General features: G+C 66.7%; 14 protein-coding genes. 8 read left to right on the plus strand and 6 right to left on the minus strand.

The features are described from left to right. A partial coding sequence (locus VFG33_RS06285; protein WP_325023361.1) for a phytanoyl-CoA dioxygenase family protein occupies positions 1 to 310 on the minus strand: 310 nt, incomplete at its 3' end. A 238-nt stretch (positions 311 to 548) separates the two neighbouring features. On the opposite strand from VFG33_RS06285, the gene VFG33_RS06290 reads away from it, so the two are divergent. From VFG33_RS06290 to VFG33_RS06325, 8 genes are all read left to right on the plus strand, one after another. Then, the gene (locus VFG33_RS06290; protein WP_325023363.1) at positions 549 to 1,928 is read left to right on the plus strand and encodes an ABC transporter substrate-binding protein; all 1,380 of its coding nucleotides are present in this window, start codon (positions 549 to 551) and stop codon (positions 1,926 to 1,928) included. A gap of 6 nt (positions 1,929 to 1,934) precedes the next feature. Further along, positions 1,935 to 2,855 carry a carbohydrate ABC transporter permease gene (locus VFG33_RS06295; RefSeq protein WP_325023365.1) on the plus strand — a complete coding sequence of 307 codons (921 nt, stop codon included), beginning with the start codon at positions 1,935 to 1,937 and terminating at the stop codon, positions 2,853 to 2,855. Continuing rightward, on the plus strand, positions 2,852 to 3,817 hold the full coding sequence (locus tag VFG33_RS06300) for a carbohydrate ABC transporter permease (protein ID WP_325023367.1): 966 nt from the start codon (positions 2,852 to 2,854) through the stop codon (positions 3,815 to 3,817). The genes VFG33_RS06295 and VFG33_RS06300 overlap by 4 nt, the downstream gene beginning before the upstream one ends. Continuing rightward, on the plus strand, positions 3,814 to 4,692 hold the full coding sequence (locus tag VFG33_RS06305) for an NAD-dependent epimerase/dehydratase family protein (protein WP_325023369.1): 879 nt from the start codon (positions 3,814 to 3,816) through the stop codon (positions 4,690 to 4,692). Before VFG33_RS06300 ends, VFG33_RS06305 begins: the two co-directional genes overlap by 4 nt. Then, positions 4,692 to 5,954: an enolase C-terminal domain-like protein gene (locus VFG33_RS06310; protein ID WP_325023371.1), complete on the plus strand. Its 1,263-nt coding sequence runs from the start codon at positions 4,692 to 4,694 to the stop codon at positions 5,952 to 5,954. The genes VFG33_RS06305 and VFG33_RS06310 overlap by 1 nt, the downstream gene beginning before the upstream one ends. Further along, positions 5,951 to 6,817: a sugar phosphate isomerase/epimerase family protein gene (locus VFG33_RS06315; RefSeq protein ID WP_325023373.1), complete on the plus strand. Its 867-nt coding sequence runs from the start codon at positions 5,951 to 5,953 to the stop codon at positions 6,815 to 6,817. Before VFG33_RS06310 ends, VFG33_RS06315 begins: the two co-directional genes overlap by 4 nt. 64 nt (positions 6,818 to 6,881) lie before the next feature. Beyond that, positions 6,882 to 8,156: an ROK family transcriptional regulator gene (locus VFG33_RS06320; RefSeq protein WP_325023375.1), complete on the plus strand. Its 1,275-nt coding sequence runs from the start codon at positions 6,882 to 6,884 to the stop codon at positions 8,154 to 8,156. Continuing rightward, positions 8,153 to 8,710: a GNAT family N-acetyltransferase gene (locus VFG33_RS06325; RefSeq protein ID WP_325023377.1), complete on the plus strand. Its 558-nt coding sequence runs from the start codon at positions 8,153 to 8,155 to the stop codon at positions 8,708 to 8,710. The genes VFG33_RS06320 and VFG33_RS06325 overlap by 4 nt, the downstream gene beginning before the upstream one ends. A 2-nt stretch (positions 8,711 to 8,712) precedes the next feature. On the opposite strand, the gene VFG33_RS06330 is transcribed toward VFG33_RS06325, so the two are convergent. The 5 genes from VFG33_RS06330 to VFG33_RS06350 form a co-directional block, all read right to left on the minus strand. Then, entirely contained in the window at positions 8,713 to 9,807 is a 1,095-nt protein-coding gene (locus VFG33_RS06330; RefSeq protein ID WP_325023379.1) for a Gfo/Idh/MocA family protein, read from the minus strand. An 18-nt stretch (positions 9,808 to 9,825) separates the two neighbouring features. Beyond that, positions 9,826 to 13,698, minus strand: coding sequence for a discoidin domain-containing protein (locus VFG33_RS06335; RefSeq protein WP_325023381.1), 3,873 nt, complete (start codon positions 13,696 to 13,698; stop codon positions 9,826 to 9,828). 159 nt (positions 13,699 to 13,857) lie between these two features. Next, complete coding sequence (locus VFG33_RS06340) at positions 13,858 to 14,694, minus strand: carbohydrate ABC transporter permease (RefSeq protein WP_325023383.1); 837 nt, start codon at positions 14,692 to 14,694, stop codon at positions 13,858 to 13,860. Beyond that, the gene (locus VFG33_RS06345) at positions 14,678 to 15,703 is read right to left on the minus strand and encodes a carbohydrate ABC transporter permease (RefSeq protein WP_325023385.1); all 1,026 of its coding nucleotides are present in this window, start codon (positions 15,701 to 15,703) and stop codon (positions 14,678 to 14,680) included. Before VFG33_RS06345 ends, VFG33_RS06340 begins: the two co-directional genes overlap by 17 nt. Then, positions 15,676 to 16,923: a type 2 periplasmic-binding domain-containing protein gene (locus tag VFG33_RS06350; protein ID WP_325023387.1), complete on the minus strand. Its 1,248-nt coding sequence runs from the start codon at positions 16,921 to 16,923 to the stop codon at positions 15,676 to 15,678. Before VFG33_RS06350 ends, VFG33_RS06345 begins: the two co-directional genes overlap by 28 nt. Between the last annotated feature and the right edge of the window lie 3 nt (positions 16,924 to 16,926).

Genomic DNA, 16,926 nt, shown 5'->3' on the forward strand with positions numbered 1-16,926 from the left:
CGTTCGGATCCACCCGATCCGCGTTGTCCTTGTGGAACCCCCGCTGCACCCCGTTCACCGTGAACGCACTGTCACCGGAGTACACGATCTTGTCCTCACCCAGGATCTGCCGGGCGATCTTCACGAAGTTCCCATCCGTCAACACCTCCCGCAACCGCGGGTTCGCCAACAGATCCCCACCAAAATTCTTCCGCGACCAATGCGCCGACTCCCGCAACCGCTTGATGTCGTCACGCGAATACACCCCACGCACGATCGTCCAGCCGTTCTCCCAGAACCCGCCCACATCGACGTTGTCCACCGCAGCCATGCTCGAAGTACCTCCACTCACGCGGGCCGGCGACCCTCTTCTACCCCGTAGATGCACGCCGGGCCGGTTTTGTTGTGAGCGACGGTCAGGTTTCGGCTGTGTTTCGAACCGTGACCTAACTGGCCATTGATAAAGTAACACGCATGGTTTAACTTACTCGAAATCGGGCCCTCTGTGGCCCAGACCACACCCTGACCGCCCGGTGGCAGGGTGATCGGCGGATACCTGAGGAGTACCGATGACGAGAACGGCAAGGTGTGTCGCGGCCCTGACTTCGGCGGCCGCGCTGCTGATGGCGGCATCCTGCGCGGACAGCACTACGCCGGCGGCGAACGACGCCGGCGCGATCGACGAGAACGCTCCGGTGACGATCACGGTCGGCAACAAGCCGAAGCCGGACAAGCCGGCCGACGTCGCCACCTTCGCGAAGAACGTGAAGGAATTCACCGACGCGCACCCCAACATCACGGTCAAGACGACCGAGACCGCTTGGGACGCGCAGACCTTCCAGGCGCAGGTGGCGGGCGGCTCACTGCCGACCGTGATGAGCATCAGCTTCACCGAGCCGCTGAACATGATCCCGAACAAGCAGCTCCCGGACATCACCGACGAGCTGAAGACGGTCGACCTGACCAAGGTCCTGAACCCGGAGACCCTGAAGCTGGTCCAGGACGACCAGGGCCGGATCTACGGCGTACCGTTCGAGGCCTTCTCTGTCGGCCTGGCCTACAACCGCGCGCTGTTCACGCAGGCCGGTCTGGACCCCGACAAGCCGCCGACGAACTGGGACGAGGTCCGTCAGTACGCGAAGCAGATCACCGAGAAGACCGGTAAGGCGGGCTACGCCCAGCTGACCAAGGACAACACCGGCGGCTGGATGCTCACCACCATGACCTACAGCATGGGTGGCACGGTCCAGAGCGACGACGGCAAGAAGAGCACCTTCAACGACGCGCCGACCAAGAAGGCGCTGCAGTTGCTGAAGGACATGCGCTGGACCGACAACACCATGGGCACGAACTTCCTCTACAACCAGGAGGAGGCGCGTCAGGACTTCGCCGCCGGCAAGATCGGCATGATCATGCAGGCGCCGGACGCCTACGACATGGCGGTGAAGAACTTCGGCATGAAGCCCGCCGACTTCGGTGAGGGCGCCCTGCCGCAGGACGGTGGCCCGTTCGGCACGCTGACCGGTGGCTCGATCAAGATGATCAACCCGAAGTCGACCCCGAACGAGATCGTCGCCGCGCTCAAGTGGATCAAGTACTACGAGTTCGACAAGTACACGAACGAGCAGGTGGCCGTCCAGCGCGCCAAGGACTCGGTCGCGGACAAGGGCTTCGTCGGGCGGCCGGGCGTGACGCCGCTGAGCCAGGAGACCTACGACCAGTACAACGAGTGGCAGAAGCCGTACGCCAACGTGCCGGTCGAGCAGTTCAAGGGCTACGTCGACTCGACCAAGACGCTCAAGCTGCGGCCGGAGCCGTCGAACAAGGCGCAGGAGGTCTACGCGCTGCTCGACCCGGTGGTCCAGCAGGTACTGACCAAGAAGGACGCCGACATCGACAAGTTACTGTCCGACGCCGCTTCGAAGATCGACGCCCGCCTGGCCCGGTAACCCACCATGGCCCTCCTCAGTCGACCCGCTGATCAGTCCCGCCGGGGTGTAACCACCTGGTTCCGCTCCGGCGGACTGAGCAGCATCATCTTCGCGCTGCCCCTGGTGCTGACGTTCCTGTACTTCTCCTGGGGCCCGATCGTGCGCGGGCTGGTGCTCAGTTTCCAGAAGAACAACCTGGTGGCCGCCCCGGAATGGGTCGGGTGGTCGAACTTCAGCTACGTGCTGACCGACCCGCAGCTCCCGCAGGCGACCATCAACACCCTGTACTTCGCTTTGCTCGCGCTGATCTTCGGCTTTCCGGTGCCGCTGTTCCTGGCGGTGTTCATCAGCGAACTGCGTAAGACCGGTTGGATCTACAACGTGCTGTCGTACCTGCCGGCGGTAGTTCCGCCGGTGGTCGCGATCCTGCTCTGGAAGTTCTTCTACGACCCGGGTAGCTCGGGCCTGTTCAACACCGTCCTGGGCTGGTTCGGGCTCGGTCCGTTCGCCTGGCTGAACTCGTCGAACCTGGCGATGCCGGCGATCGTGCTCGAGGCGACCTGGGCCGGTGCCGGGGCGACCGCGATCATCTACCTGGCCGCGCTCACCGGCGTACGGACGGATCTCTACGAAGCAGCGGAGCTGGACGGGGCCGGGATCTGGCGACGGGTCTGGCATGTCACCATCCCGCAGATCCGCGGCATCATCCTGATCATGCTGCTGCTGCAGCTGATCGGCACCTTCCAGGTGTTCACCGAGCCGTTCCTGTTCACCGGTGGCGGTCCGGACAACGCGACCACCACGATCCTGCTGCTGATCTACCGGTACGCGTTCATCAACGGCGACTTCGGGGCCGCGACGGCCTTGAGCGTGCTGCTCGCGCTCGTGCTCTGCGTGCTCTCGGTCGTGTACCACTTCCTCACCCGGCGTTGGAGCACGACATGACGAGTCTCCCGATCACCGAACAAGTCGCCGGCACCGGTGAAGAGGTGACCCCGGCCGGGCAGCGCAAGCGCCGTACGGTCGAGGCCGAAGAACGCGGCATCATCTCGACCGCGGACCGTCAGCGGCCGCTGGTTCGCTACGGGCTGCCCACGATCCAGGTGCTGCTCTTCATCGGCGTGGTCGTCGCCGGCGTCGGGCCGTTGCTCTGGTTGTTCAAGTCCGGGGTGTCCACCAGCCAGGACATCCTGCAGGGGCCGCTCTCGCTGTGGCCGAGCGGCATCCAGTGGGAGAACATCCCGAACGCGTGGAACCAGGTCCAGATCGGTTCGTACCTGGGCAACACGGCCATCATCGCGATCGGCTCGCTGGTCACCACCCTGTTCGTCTGTACGACGGGCGCGTTCGTGCTGAGCGTGCTCCGCCCGAAGTGGGGTCCGGTCATCACCGGTCTGGTGCTGGCCACGCTGTTCCTGCCTGGCGTGATCTCGCTGGTCCCGCTGTACCTGACCATCCTCAAGATGCCGGTGTTCGGGTGGAACCTGCAGAACACGTTCTGGGCGGTCTGGCTGCCGCAGGCCGCGGGAGCGTTCAACATCCTGGTGATGAAACGCTACTTCGACTCGATCCCGCGGGAGCTGATCGAGGCGGCGCGGATCGACGGCGCGAGCAACCTGAGGTTGTTCACGGCACTGATCCTGCCGATGTCGAAGCCGATTCTCGGCGTGGTCTCGCTGCTGACGGTGATCGGTTCCTGGAAGGACTACCTCTGGCCGCTGCTGGTGCTGCCGGATCCGAAGATGCAGCCGATCTCCGTGGCGCTACCCCGCGTGGCGGACACCACTGAGATCTCGTTGCAGATGAGTGCGATGTTCCTGGCGGTCCTGGTCCCTGTGGTGCTGTTCTTGATCTTTCAGAAGCAGTTCCTTAGGGGAGTCGGGATGTCCGGAGGTATCAAGGAGTGAGTGGATCTCTGGAGGGGCGCCGGGTGCTGGTGACGGGGGCGGCGGGCCGGATCGGGTCGGTCGCCACCCGGCAGCTCACCGAGCTCGGCGCCCTGGTGACCGCGCTGACGATCGTCGAGGACCCGTCGCTGAAGGCGGACCGGATCATCGTCGGCGACACGCGGTCGGAGCAGGACGTGGCGGCCGCGCTGGAGGGGGTCGACCTGGTCGTGCACCTCGCGGCCCTGGCACACCCCACGTCCGGTACGCCGTACGACGTCTACACCACCAACGTCGTGTCGACGTTCAACGTGCTCGCCCAGGCCGGTGCGCTCGGCATCGATCGGGCGGTGGTCGCCAGCAGCATCAACGCGTACGGCGTGCCGTTCAACCCGGACAACGTATTGCCGGCGTACTTCCCGCTGGACGAGAACATCCCGACCGACGTGGCCGATTGGTACTCGCTGTCGAAGCAGAACGACGAGAACACCGCGAGAATGGCCTGGCGGCGGTGGGGGATCGACGTGGTGTCGTTCCGGTTCCCACATGTGAACTCGGCCGAGATCCTGACCCGGCAGGCCGAAGGGATGCGCGCGGACCCGGTCCGCGGGGTGCGCGAGGCGTGGAGTTATCTGGACACCAGAGATGCGGCGTACGCGATCGAGCTGGGGCTGACGGCACCGTTGTCCGGGGCCCACAAGTTCTTCGTTGCCGCCGGCACCACCAACGCGCCGTACGAGACAGAATCTCTGCTGGACGCCTTCGCGCCGGACGTGCCGCGGCTGCGACGCTTTCCGGGGCGGCAGGTGCCGATCGACCTGACCGCCGTGCGGACCGTGCTCGGTTTCGAGGCGCGGTACGAGCTCGACCTACCGACTCATCAACTGGAGATTTGATGCAAGAGACGCCCGCCACCTTCGCCCAGCCCTGGCCGGTCCGCGACGACATCCGGATCCGAGCCGTGCGGGCGATCGTGACCGCGCCGGAGGGTATTCCGCTGGTGGTGGTGAGGATCGACACCACCGAGCCGGGGCTGTACGGGCTCGGGTGTGCGACCTTCACGCAGCGCTGGAAGGCAGTGCAGACGTTCGTCGACGAGCACCTCGCCAGGTTGCTCATCGGCCGCTATCCCGGGGACATCGGCGACCTCGTCCGGCTGGCCGGGTTCTCCGGCTACTGGCGCGGCGGCCCGGTGACGAACAACGCGATCTCCGGGATCGACCAAGCTCTGTGGGACATCGCCGGCAAGCGTGCCGGGATGCCTGTCTACGAGCTGCTCGGCGGCAAGGTGCGTGCGGCCGCCGACACCTATATCCATGCCGGCGGTATCAACATCGAGCAGACCCTGGACCAGGCGAAGGAGTTCGTCGCCCAGGGCTGGCGCCACATCCGGCTGCAGGTCTCCACTCCCGGCGGAGGCGGGTACGGCGCACCCCGGCTGGCCACGCTGTACCCCGACGCGCCGTACCGGAACGGCTGGTCCGCCCGCGACTACCTCCGTACTACGCCTGAGCTGTTCGCCGCGGCAAGGCAGTCGCTGCCGGACAACATCGAGTTGCTCCACGACGTTCACTCGCGGCTGACCCCGAAGGAAGCGGTCCTGCTGGCCCGGTCCCTCGAGCCCTACCGGCTGTTCTTCCTGGAGGACGTGCTGGCGCCCGAGCTTTGGGACCGGCTGCCCGAGGTCCGCGCGGCCTCGCCGGTTCCGCTGGCCGTCGGTGAGCTGACCACGTCCATGGGCGACGCCGTCCGGCTGGTCCGCGACGGTGGGGTCGACTTCATCCGGTCGCACATCTCCGACATCGGCGGCCTCACTGCTGCCCGCAAGGTCGCGGATCTGGCCGAGCTCTGTGGCGTCCGTACTGCGTGGCATGGCCCGGGTGACACCTCGCCGATCGGTGCAGCCGCGAACGTGGCGCTCGACGTCAGCTCCGTTGCCTTCGGCATCCAAGAGGGCCACATCTACAAGGACGCCGTCCACGAGGTGTTCCCGGGCACGCTGCGGATCGTCGACGGCTGGCTGACGCCGAACGAGGCGCCGGGCTGGGGGATCGACCTCGACCTGGAGGCGGCTGCCCGCTATCCCGCACAACTGTCCGGTCACGACGAGTGGGCCGCCGGCGTACGGCGTCCCGATGGTGCTCTGGAGGCCCCGTGAAGTTCTCTGTGTTCACCGCATCCACGCCCGACTGGTCTCCGCGCGAGGCCGCGAAGATCCTGGCCGGGCAGGGCTGGCACGGGATCGAGTGGCGAATCACCGACCAGTCGCCGCCCGACGGGACCACGGGATTCTGGGCAGGCAACCGCGCGACCTGGCCGCTGACCGGGCTCGAGGACGACCTGGCGGAGATCAAGGAGATCACCATCGGGGCCGGTCTGGAGTTCTCCTCGATCGGTGGCTACGTGCCGCCGACCCGGCGGGAGGACGCCGACCGGATGCTGGCCGCGACCGCCGCGCTCGGCGCCGGGCGGGTCCGCATCGCGGGTCTGAAGGTCGAAGAGGGTCAGACCTATCGCGAGGCGTTCGCCGCCTGTCGTGAGCACTGGCAGTGGGTGGAGGAGCGCGCCCGCCACCACGGCGTACGGGCTCTGATCGAGATGCACCACGAGACCCTGACGCCCAGTGCGTCGGCGGCCCGGCGGATGCTCGAGGGGCTCGACCCTCGGTACGTCGGGGTCATCCACGACATCGGCAACACGGTGATCGAGGGTTGGGAGGAGCCGGTGCACGGCCTCGACCTGCTCGGCGAGTACCTGGCCCACGTGCACGTGAAGAACTGCGCATTCCATCTCGCCGGCGTGGAAAACGACGGCACGTTGCGGTGGGAGCCGAAATGGGTGCCGCTGCGCGAAGGCAGGGCTCATCTGCCGGAATTGTTCCAGGCACTTGCGACGGTCGGATACGACGGCTGGGTCGCGGTCGAGGATTTCAGCGACGCGGTGGCATTGGAGGAAAGGACCGCGGCGAACCTGGAATACCTGACCGGGATCGCGCGGGCCGCGGGGTACGATCTCGGCTAGCCGGGATCGGGGAGTCGACCAGGTTTTGTCAAGCGGGGAAAGAAAGTGGACAGGGAGGTGGGCGATGGTCACGCCAGACAGCGACGCGGCGGTGCTGGACGAGCCGACGCGTTCGGGTGCGAACCAATACGACCTGGGCTCCTTCAACGAAGCCGTGATCATCGAGACGATCCGGCTAGCCGGCATCATCAGCCGGACCGAGATCTCCCGGCGGACCGGGCTGACCCAGCAGTCGGTGTCCCGGATCCTCCGCGTCCTGCTGCAACAGGGCCTGCTGGTCGAGGAGGCGCAGGAACGCGCCGAGCGGCTGGGGAAACCGCGGACGCCGGTGCGGCTGCGATCGAACGCGGCCCATGCCGTCGGCATCCACATCGACCCTGAACTCCTGACGGTCGCCGTGGTCGACCTGGACGGCACGATCGTCCGGCGTGAGACCGTCGATCTGGCCGCCGATCTGGACGCTGTCAGGCTCGTCGATCTCGCGGCAGCCACGGTCTCCGCGGCGCTGAGCATCAGCCAGGTGGACCCGAAGTCGATGCTCGGCGTGGGGGTCGCAGTACCGGGCCCGATCAACGCCGACGGCACCCTGCTCGACCTTCCGTTGCAGCCGGCCTGGCGTGGTCTGGAGATCCGCCAACTGCTGCAGCAGAAGCTCAACCACCCGATCCTGGTGGAGAAGGACGGCACCGCGGCCGCGATCGGGGAGCGCTGGATCGGCCGGTCGGCCCGGGCCCGCGACTTCGCCTACCTCTACGTCGGCAGCGGGATGGGCAGCGGCCTGATCCTGAACGGCTCGATCTATCGCGGCCTCACCGCCAACGCGGGGGAGTTCGGCCAACTGTGTGCCCTGCGGATGGGGGAGTGGGACCCGGAGACCGGACCCCGGATGATGCCCGAGTGCAATCCCACCGCGTCGCTCCCGGTCATTGCCGCGGGATTCGGCTATGTCGAAACGGACCCGAACGCGACCGATGAGGCGAAACGCTACAAAGCCGTCTGCAAAGCCGTCGCCAGGGGTGACGAGGCGGCCCAAAAGGCCCTTTCCCAAGTGGCCCGAGTGATTGCCCAAGGCGCGGTCGGGCTGGTCGATCTGCTGGATATCGACCTGATCGTTCTCGGTGGCCCGGCTTTTGAAAAAGAAAGCGCCGGAGCCTTCCTTTCCGAAATCGACCGGGCAGTGAATTCGCATCCGATTGCGAAAGGCACCCGCACGGTTCTGGTGGAGGAGTCGATGCTGCAGGCGGACGCGGCGGCCGTCGGCGCGGCGTCGACGATTTTCCACGACGCGTTCACACCCCGGGTCGGAGGATCGAGCCAGGCTCGTAGGCTGCCCAAGTGAACCTGACAAAACAACTGCTTGACGGTGTGGAGTTGCGGCCGATCAGGCCCGAGGACGCCGAGTCGTTCTGCGCGGCCCAGCTGCGAAGCCGCGAACAACTCCTCCCGTGGGAGCCACGCCGGCCACAGGAGTGGTACGACCCCGGCTTCCAGGCGAAGCGGATCCAGCAGTCACTCGACCGGGATAACACCGTGCCCTGGGCACTGGTCGAGGACGGCCAGGTGATCGGCACCGCGACCGTGTCGAACATCGTGCCCGGGCCCTGGTGGAGCGGCGACCTCGGCTACTGGGTCGACGTCACCCAGGTCGGGCGGGGACTCGCCTCCGCCGCTGTCGCCGCCATCTGCGATCTCGCCGACACCGAACTGTGGCTGCACAGGATTGCCGCGAGTACTGCGACCGACAACGCCCGCTCCCAGCGTGTGCTCGGCAAGAACGGGTTCGTCCAGTACGGCGTCGCGCCCGACTACCTCCACATCGACGGTGCGTGGCGCGACCACAACCTCTACCAGCGCATCCTCAACACCCGGGGCCCGGGCGAGCCCCCCGCCTGACCCTAGGCCGGGGGCAGGCGGATTCCGCGGCTTACGTCTACGTCGTCGTAGCGGCCTTCGAGGACGTCGATGAACTTGACCGGTCGCTGCAGTGTCGACGCGATGTAGACCGCTCGGACCGTCGCCAGCGCGTCGATCGCGTCGTGCACCGTGATCCCGGGCTGCGCACCGTTGTCGATGGCATCGAAGATGTCCTCGTACTGCGCGACGTGGCCGCCCGGCACCTCCGCGTCAACGGGGGCATCGTCCGTGGAGCCGTCAGCGTTGAAACGGCGGAGCAGATCGTCCTCGACCTCGGCACCGCCTTCCGTGCCGTGCACCGAGACCCGGGTCCGGCCGCCGGGGAAGGCAGCGGTGGTCGCGTGGAGCGTGGCGACCGCCCCGGACTCGAAGGTGATGATGGCCACCACGGTGTCCTCGACCTCGATCTCGTGGTGGGCCGCACGCAACGCCTGGGCCTGGATGCTGACCGGACGGCCCATGAACCAAAGCAGCAGGTCGACGGTGTGGACGCCCTGGTTCATCAGCGCACCACCGCCGTCCTGGGCCCAGGTGCCACGCCAGCCGGCGGACGCGTAGTACTCGTCGCTGCGCCACCAGGCGACGGTGGCGACCGCGGAGGTGAGTTGGCCGAAGCGGCCGTCGCGGATCGACTGGGCGACCAGCGCGCTGCCCGGGTCGAACCGGTGCTGGCTGATCACCGAGGAGACGACGCCGTGGCCGGCCGCCCGGGTGGCCGCCGCGCCGAGGCGGCGGGCCCGGATCAGGTCGACGTCGAGCGGCTTCTCGATCACCACGTGCAACTTCGCGTTCAGCGCCTGCTCCGCGAGGGCCGCGTGCGTGCCGCTCGGGGTGCAGATCGCGACGAGCGAGATGTCCGAGCCCGACAGAGCCGCGGCCAGGTCGTCGTACACCTGCGGCTCCGGCTGGCCGGCCTCCTTCAGCCGGGCAGCCAGCGCCTCGCGGGCTCCGGCGTCGCCGTCCACCAGTGCGGTGACGGTCGCGTCGGGCCGGGCCGCGATGGTGTCCGCGTGGGTCCGGCCGATCACGCCGCAGCCCACGATCGCCACCTGGTGCTTGTCCGTCGAGTCAGACATCTCGCCCTCTCGTAGCTGTTACTTGGGTAGGAAGTTGGCCGTCAGTACCTGGTCCGTCGCGACGGTGAAGGTGTAGGCCGGGTCGGCCGACACGATCGCCCCGTTGACGGTCCAGTTCTGGAAAACGCTATCCGATCCTGCCGTCGCCGTCACGGTGACCTGCGCGCCGGGTTCGTATTTTCCTGGTTCGGACTCGTTGCCGGTGAGCTTGACCGTGCCGCCGGTGGCCGGGCTCGCGACCGCCGAAATGCTGCGCTGGACCATGTTGATCGCCATCACGTTGTGCAGGGTGACCGGTCCGTTGCTGGTGGCACCGTTGTAGCGGGCCAGGTTGGTCGCCTCGACGTCACCCTCGACGACCTTGACCGTGTAGCCGCCTTCGCCGAGGTTGTCGGTGCCGAGGTTGAAGGCGTCGACCTGGCCGCTGTTGACGACCAGCCCGTCGTGGAAGCCGTACGCGAAGACGTTGAACAACGTCAGCCCGGTGGCTCCGTCGACGGTGACGATCTTGGCCGTCTTGCGCATGTACTTGTCGATCACCAACTCGAAGATGTTGCCCTCGTTCATCCAGTACGGCTGCTGGTAGCCGACCCGGGTGACCGCGTTGCCGTTGGACAGCACGCCTTCGATCCTCCCACCGGTACTGCGGCCGACCGCGATCGCGTGGTCGAAGAAGGCACCGGCGATCTTGCGGGCGACGAAGCCGTCGTTGCGATAGGTGGTGAAGTCGACGCCGTTCCACGCGTTCGGGAAGCCCGCGTTGATGACGTACGTCTGCGAGCCCTTGCCGCGGACGGCGTACGGGTAGGGGACTACGCCGTCGGCCGAACCGGGGTTGTTCTCCGGGTAGAAGACCCGCAGTCCTCTCAGGCCTGCCTTGGTGCCGTCGAGCGTGACGAGTGCCGTCGCGGTGTCGGGCGCGGTGGTGGCTCGTCCTTCGAAGGCGTGCAACACGGTGCCGGCACTCGCTCCCGACTGGTCGCGGTTCGGTCCCGCGGACGAGCCGCGCAGCTCGACCCTCGCCGGGACTTTCAGGTGGCTGTTGATGCGGTAGAACCCGGCAGACAGATAGACGATGCCGCCGCCGTCCCGGCCAGCCCGATCCAGCACCTTCTGTACTGCGCTGGTCGCGTCAGCCGCGGGGAGATACCCGACGCCATGCGGGGCAGCCACGACGTACAGGGCTTTCCTGGCAGGCGCAGGCAGCGGCTTCTGGGTGTATGTCGGGGAGGCACCGGACAGCTGGTGCACGATCCCGGAGAGCGCTCCCTGGGTTTCTGTGCCGGTGATCTTCACGTAGCCGCGGGCGTTGTTCTGAACCGCGGCGATGCTGCCGTCGACATGTCCGCCGGCCAGCGTCATACCCCACCGGTCGTCGATCACGTCGACCTGCACACCGATGTCGGTCCGCCGGATGTCGGGCTGCAGGAAGCTGCCGGTGAACTGGGCGCGCTGCCCGGCCACCACGTGAACGCCGACCTTGTAGTCGGAGAGCGTGATCTTGTGGAACTGGTCCCACTCCAGGTCGCCGAGTACCAGGCCGGTGCCGTTGGCCCGGGTCCAGGTGTCGAGGGCGGCGCGGGCCGGCGGCTTGTAGGCGCTCGGAGCGGACGCCCAGTACGAGTTGCTGAAGGCAATGTTCTCCCAGGTGCCGACGTCAGCGCCGTTGTAGGCCCGGGCGCCCTCCAGGAGAGCGGTGCCGCGGATGTTCCGGACGGTGCTCGACTCGTGCACCTGACCGGCGCTCGGCGCCTCGCCCTTGTCGCTGGCGAAGGTGCTGATCCCGATGCCGCGGTACGAGTTCAACATGGTGACGTCCGAGACGGTCGACATCATGTAGTTCTCGTTGCCGATCCAGGCCCGGCCGGGAAGCTCGAAGGTCCAGTTGTACGGCACCGGCTGGGTCGCGCTCTGCCGCGGGTAGTAGGTGGTCACGCCCATCACGGCGGCCGAGCCACCGATGCGGAACAACGACGGCCCGTCGTCTCCGGAGGCGAGATCCGCGATCACGAGGGTGCCGTAGTCGCCCTTGCCCTTGTCGGGATCGCGGCGGTCGCCACGGAGGGTGCAGAAGGCGTAGACCTCGAGCGTGTCCTTGACGAGGTACTTGCCGGCCGGGAGCCAGACGGTTCCGCCGCCTGCGTCCTGGCACGCGTAGAGCGCGTTCTGAATGGCCTTGGTCGAGTCCTTCCAGCCACTGCGGTCGGCGCCGTACCGGGTGGCGTCGAAGTCGGCGACCACGCCGTCCTCGGTCGGGTTGACGGTGTGCACCAGCGTCGGCTTCGGGACGACCACGGGGGATTCGCGGAGCTGCAGCTCCTTGACGGTGAAGCTGGGCGACCCGGTCATCGCGACCCGGATATACCTGGCCTCCGTAGTCGCGAACCGCGTCTTGCTGAACTGGTTGGCGCCGGGCGCACCGGTCCGGCCGACCGTGGTGAAGGTGGTGCCGTTGTTCGAGACCTGCACGGTGTAGTCGGGGGAGTACGACTGCGCCCACTCCACCCGGACATCGTTCACGGCCCGCGGCTTCTTCAGGTCGACCTGCAGCCAGGAATCACCTTCGCCGCTGGTCCAGAGAGTCCCGTGGTTGTTGTCGTTGACGTTGGCGGCTCCGGTCCCGCCGCTGGCGGCCGCAGTACCGGTGGGAGCGAAGTTGGTGTCGACGGCGGATGCCCTGAACGCGTCGAGCTTGGTCTGCAAGGTCTGAAGGGCCGCCTTGACCTGGACGTCGGTGACGCCCGGGGTGGCTGCGACCGCGCGGGCATCGTTGATCGCAGTCAGCAGGGTCGCCCGGCTGCCGGCCGGGTACTGACCGTCACGCGTGCCCTCGCGAGCCGCCTTCTGGACCCGGGCGGCCTCGTCGATCAGGTCGAGCAGGCCTTCGGTCACGTCGAGCGTGGTGGCCACCTTGGCCACCCGCACCGCGGCGACCTTGAGCTCGATCGAGTTGTTGCCGGTGTTGATCCGGAAGTCCGAGCCGTTCGAGCGGTTCGTCATCACCGCGTCGTTCAGGGCGAACGTGTAGGTCTTCCAGGTCTTGGTGTCGCCGTACTGGATGACCTCGGAGTTCTTGAACATCTCCGGGATGGTCTGGCCGGGGGAGTCGTAGTGCAGTCCGAACTGGCCGTTGCCCTCGTCGAAGTAGTCGATGCTGACGAGGACCAGGTTCCTGTTGTCGTACAGGTAGGTGTCGGACACGTTCATGTAGAAGAAGTTCGCACCCGGCGCCGGGGCCGTGTGGTCGGTCTGCCAGTACGGCCGTCCGTCCTGGACCCCGGTGATGAGGCCCTCCGGGCGGTCACCCGCGCGCGGGGTGATCCCGGACTGGACCGGCGCCTCACCGAGCTGGACGGATGCACCGAAGGTGCTGATCCGCAGGCTCGCGACGGTGATGTCGGCGCTGCCGGACAGCCGGAGATCCGCTCCACCGAGGCGGTCGGCGAACTCGATGTCGTTCAGGGTGAATGTTCCGGTCTGCCAGAGACCGGTGTTCTTCAGCTGCACGTCATCCGCTTTCGCCTGCGGATCGGCCGCGGCGTCGTACTCGAGCTGGAGCGTGCCGGTGCCGCTGTCGAGGTAGGCGACGCTGACGACGACGTCGTCGGTGTTCAGTTCGTTCACGTAGTCGTGGTCGACGTCGAACGAGAAGAAGCTCGTGTTCGCCGCCTGGTTGGTTCGCCAGTAGTTGCGGCCCTGCTCGGTCCCCGTCTGCAAGCCGGCGGGATCCTCACCGGCGGCTGGCTTCACGCCGAGGGTGGTCGGGGTCGGGCCGAGGTCGGCGCCGACACCACTGGGGTACATGGTCGCCGCCTGAGCGGGCGGCGCGGCCAGGATTCCGGTCAGCAGGAGTGCGGATATCAGCCCGGCAAGCAGGCGGCGTGCGGTCATCGGGGTACCTCCAGGTGGCGGCCAGGAGCAGCATGAGGACCGCCAGGAGGGGCAGACCAGCGTGATCTGCCGCACACACAGCGGTAACGTGCGTGTAAGTTAAACCATGCGTGTTACTTATTCAAGAGCCCACCGACCCGGCCCAGTGGAGTAGTTCGTTCAGCGGATGCCGCTGAAGGAGATTCCGCCGACGATGTGACGTTGGGCCAGGAAGAAGATGGCGATGCAGGGAGCGATCACCACGATCGTGGTGGCCATCAGCAGAGTGGTGTCGGTCGAGTTGACGGACGAGAAGCCGGCCAGTGCCAGGGGCAGGGTCTTCCAGGTGTCGGTGGTGAGGTAGATCGCGGGGGTGAGGAAGTTGTTCCAGGAGCTCATGAACTGCAGGACCGCGGCGGCCACGACGATCGGCTGGGACAGCGGCAGGTAGATCGACCACCAGGTACGGAACCAGCCGGCGCCGTCGATCCGTGCGGCATCGGTCAGTGCCGTCGGCAGGCGGAGATAGAACTGCCGGAAGAGGAAGATGAAGAACGGCGAGCCGAACAGCGCCGGCAGGATGATCGGATAGAGCGTGTCCATCATGTTGAGGGTCCGGAACAGGATGAACTGCGGCACGATCGTCACCTCGCCAGGCAGCAGCATCGTGGCCAGGACGACGGCGAAGGTGACGCCGGCTCCTCGCGCCGGGATCCGGGCGAAGGCGAAGCCCGCCAGGGACGAGATCAGCACGGTACCGACGACCGGGATGACGGTCGACAGGACCGAGTTGCCGAGGTACCGCCAGAAGGGGAACGAGGCCAGTCCCTCGGTGTAGTTGGCGAATCGCCACTGGATCGGCCACAGGTTGATGCCTGCCCGGGCGACGCCCTGGTTGGTGCGCAGCGAGGTGGCGACCATCCACAGGAATGGATAAGCGAACACGAACGAGCCGACCAGCAGGCTCAGGAACGCGAAGGCCTTTCCCGGCCGGGACAGTTCACGGGGTCCGGACACGGTTCTCCTTCGTCGGACGACCGGCTTCGTAGAACACCCAGAAGGCGCTGCCACGGAACACCAGAGCGGTCAGGATCAGGATCATCACCAGCAGGATCCAGGCCAGCGCGGAGGCGTAGCCCATCTGGAAGAACTCGAACGCGTTCTTGTAGAGGTAGAGCACCAGGAAGAGCAGCGAGTTGTCCGGACCGCCACCGGCCTGCGTGACGATGTATCCCTGGGTGAAGACCTGCATGGCACCGATCAGTCCGGTGACCACGTTGAAGAAGATGACCGGGCTGATCTGCGGCAGGGTGATGTTCCAGAAGCGCTGCCACCGGCCGGACCCGTCGATCTCGGCGGCTTCGTACAGCTCGACCGGGACGTCCTGCAGACCGGCGAGATAGATGATCATGTTGCCGCCGACGGTCCACAGACTCATCAGCACGACCGCCGGCAACGACCAGAACGTCGAGTTGAACCACGCGGGCCCGTGCACGCCGAAGACGTCCAGCACACCGTTGAGCAGGCCGTAGGTGGGGTTGAACACCCACAGGAACAGGATCGTCTGCGCCACGCCGGTCACCAGGCTCGGCAGGTACCAGACGGTCCGGAAGAAGTGGATACCGCGAACCTTCGTGTTCATCAGCAGGGCCACCGCCAGGGAGAGCGCGGTCGACAACGGCACACTGAGGACCGCGTAGAGCAGGGTGACCTTGATGGCCTGGCCCAGCAGCGGGTCGGCGGCGGCCTTCTGATAGTTGTCCAGCCCCACGAAGCTGGCCGGGTCGAGCAGGTTCCAGTCGAAGAACGACAGCACCAGCGAGTACACCATCGGCCCGGCCGTGAAGAGCAGGAACCCGAAGACCCAGGGCGAGATGAAGATCCAGAACGCGGCGGTCGACCGGTCGATCCAGCGCCGCGCCGTGGCGAGCTTCATCACTCCGAACAAGACCGCGTAGGCGCTCGCGACGATCAGGCCGAAGGTGGCGATCGGCTGCATCAGCCGGTCGTCAGTCCCGCTGGGCACCGCTTCTGCAGATCGGACAGCACCGTCGCCGGGTCCTGCTTGCCCGAGCCGATCGCGGTCTTGGAGCTGAGGGCCTCGCCGATGTTGCCGGTGATCTGGCCGTACTTCTTCACCGAGGCGCCCAACTTGGACTGACCGGCGGCGGTGACGAAGGCCTTCAGGTTGAGATCCGGCGCCGCCGCTTCGAAACTTTTCAGCCCCGTACTGGTGACGGGTACCCCGAGCGACGACTTCGTTGTGGTCAGCAGGCTCTGCGCGCGGTCGTCGGTACTCATGAACGCGGCGAACTTCTGCGCGGCACTGAGCTTGCTGTCCTTGGCCGACTTGGAGATCGCGATTCCGTTCACCTCGAGCTGCGAGCCGTTCCCGGGCACCGGGAGGATCTGGAAGTCGCCGCTCTTGAGCCCGGCGAGCTTGGCGATGTCCCAGGGACCGAAGTCGGGCTGCATGGCCAGGCGATCGACGCTCAGCCAATAGAACATGTCCTGCCCCTGCGCGGCCAACAGCGTCGGGGCGAATCCATCGGATGCCTGTGCCTCGATCATCAGGTTCGCCGTGGCCAGTGCCGCCGGAGTGTCGAGGGTGCACGCCTGCCCGTCGGCGGAGAAGAAGTCGCCTCCCTCCGCGACCAGCCAGCCGTTGAACCACAGGGGCGCCGATCCGTAGACCTTGGCCTTCCCGGTGCCCGAGGTGAGCTTCTTCGCCGTCGCGACGAACTGGTCCACGGTCATCGGCTGGGTCAGGGACGGGGCCGGTACGCCGCCCTTCTTGAACAGACCGAGATTGATCGCCATCACCTTCGGCTTGATCACGAACGGCACGCCGTAGTACTGGTCGCCGACCTTCAGCGCGTTCGGGATGTTCGGGGCGTAGTAGGCGGACGGGTCGACCTGGACCGGCTGGAACGCGGACTGGAAGTCGGCGAGGAACGCGTTCGAGGTCTGGGCGACGTCGGGCGCCTGGCCGCCGGCGACGGAGGTGGTGAGTTTCTGCTGGTAATCGGCCTGGATCCAGTTGTCCTGCACCTTGATGGTGGGATTGGCCTGCTGGAACGCCGCGATCATCGACGCGATCGTTTTGGCTTCCTCATTGTTGCCCCAGTGGGCGAACTTGATCGTCACGCTGCCACCGGAACCGCTGTCCGAGTCGCCGGAGCAACCGCCGAGCGCCAGGGTGAGGCCGGCGGCCGCAAGGGCGGCGATGAGCCTGCTCTTCTTCATGGT

It is taken from the genome of Kribbella sp., assembly GCF_035687465.1.
GTDB lineage: Bacteria > Actinomycetota > Actinomycetes > Propionibacteriales > Kribbellaceae > Kribbella.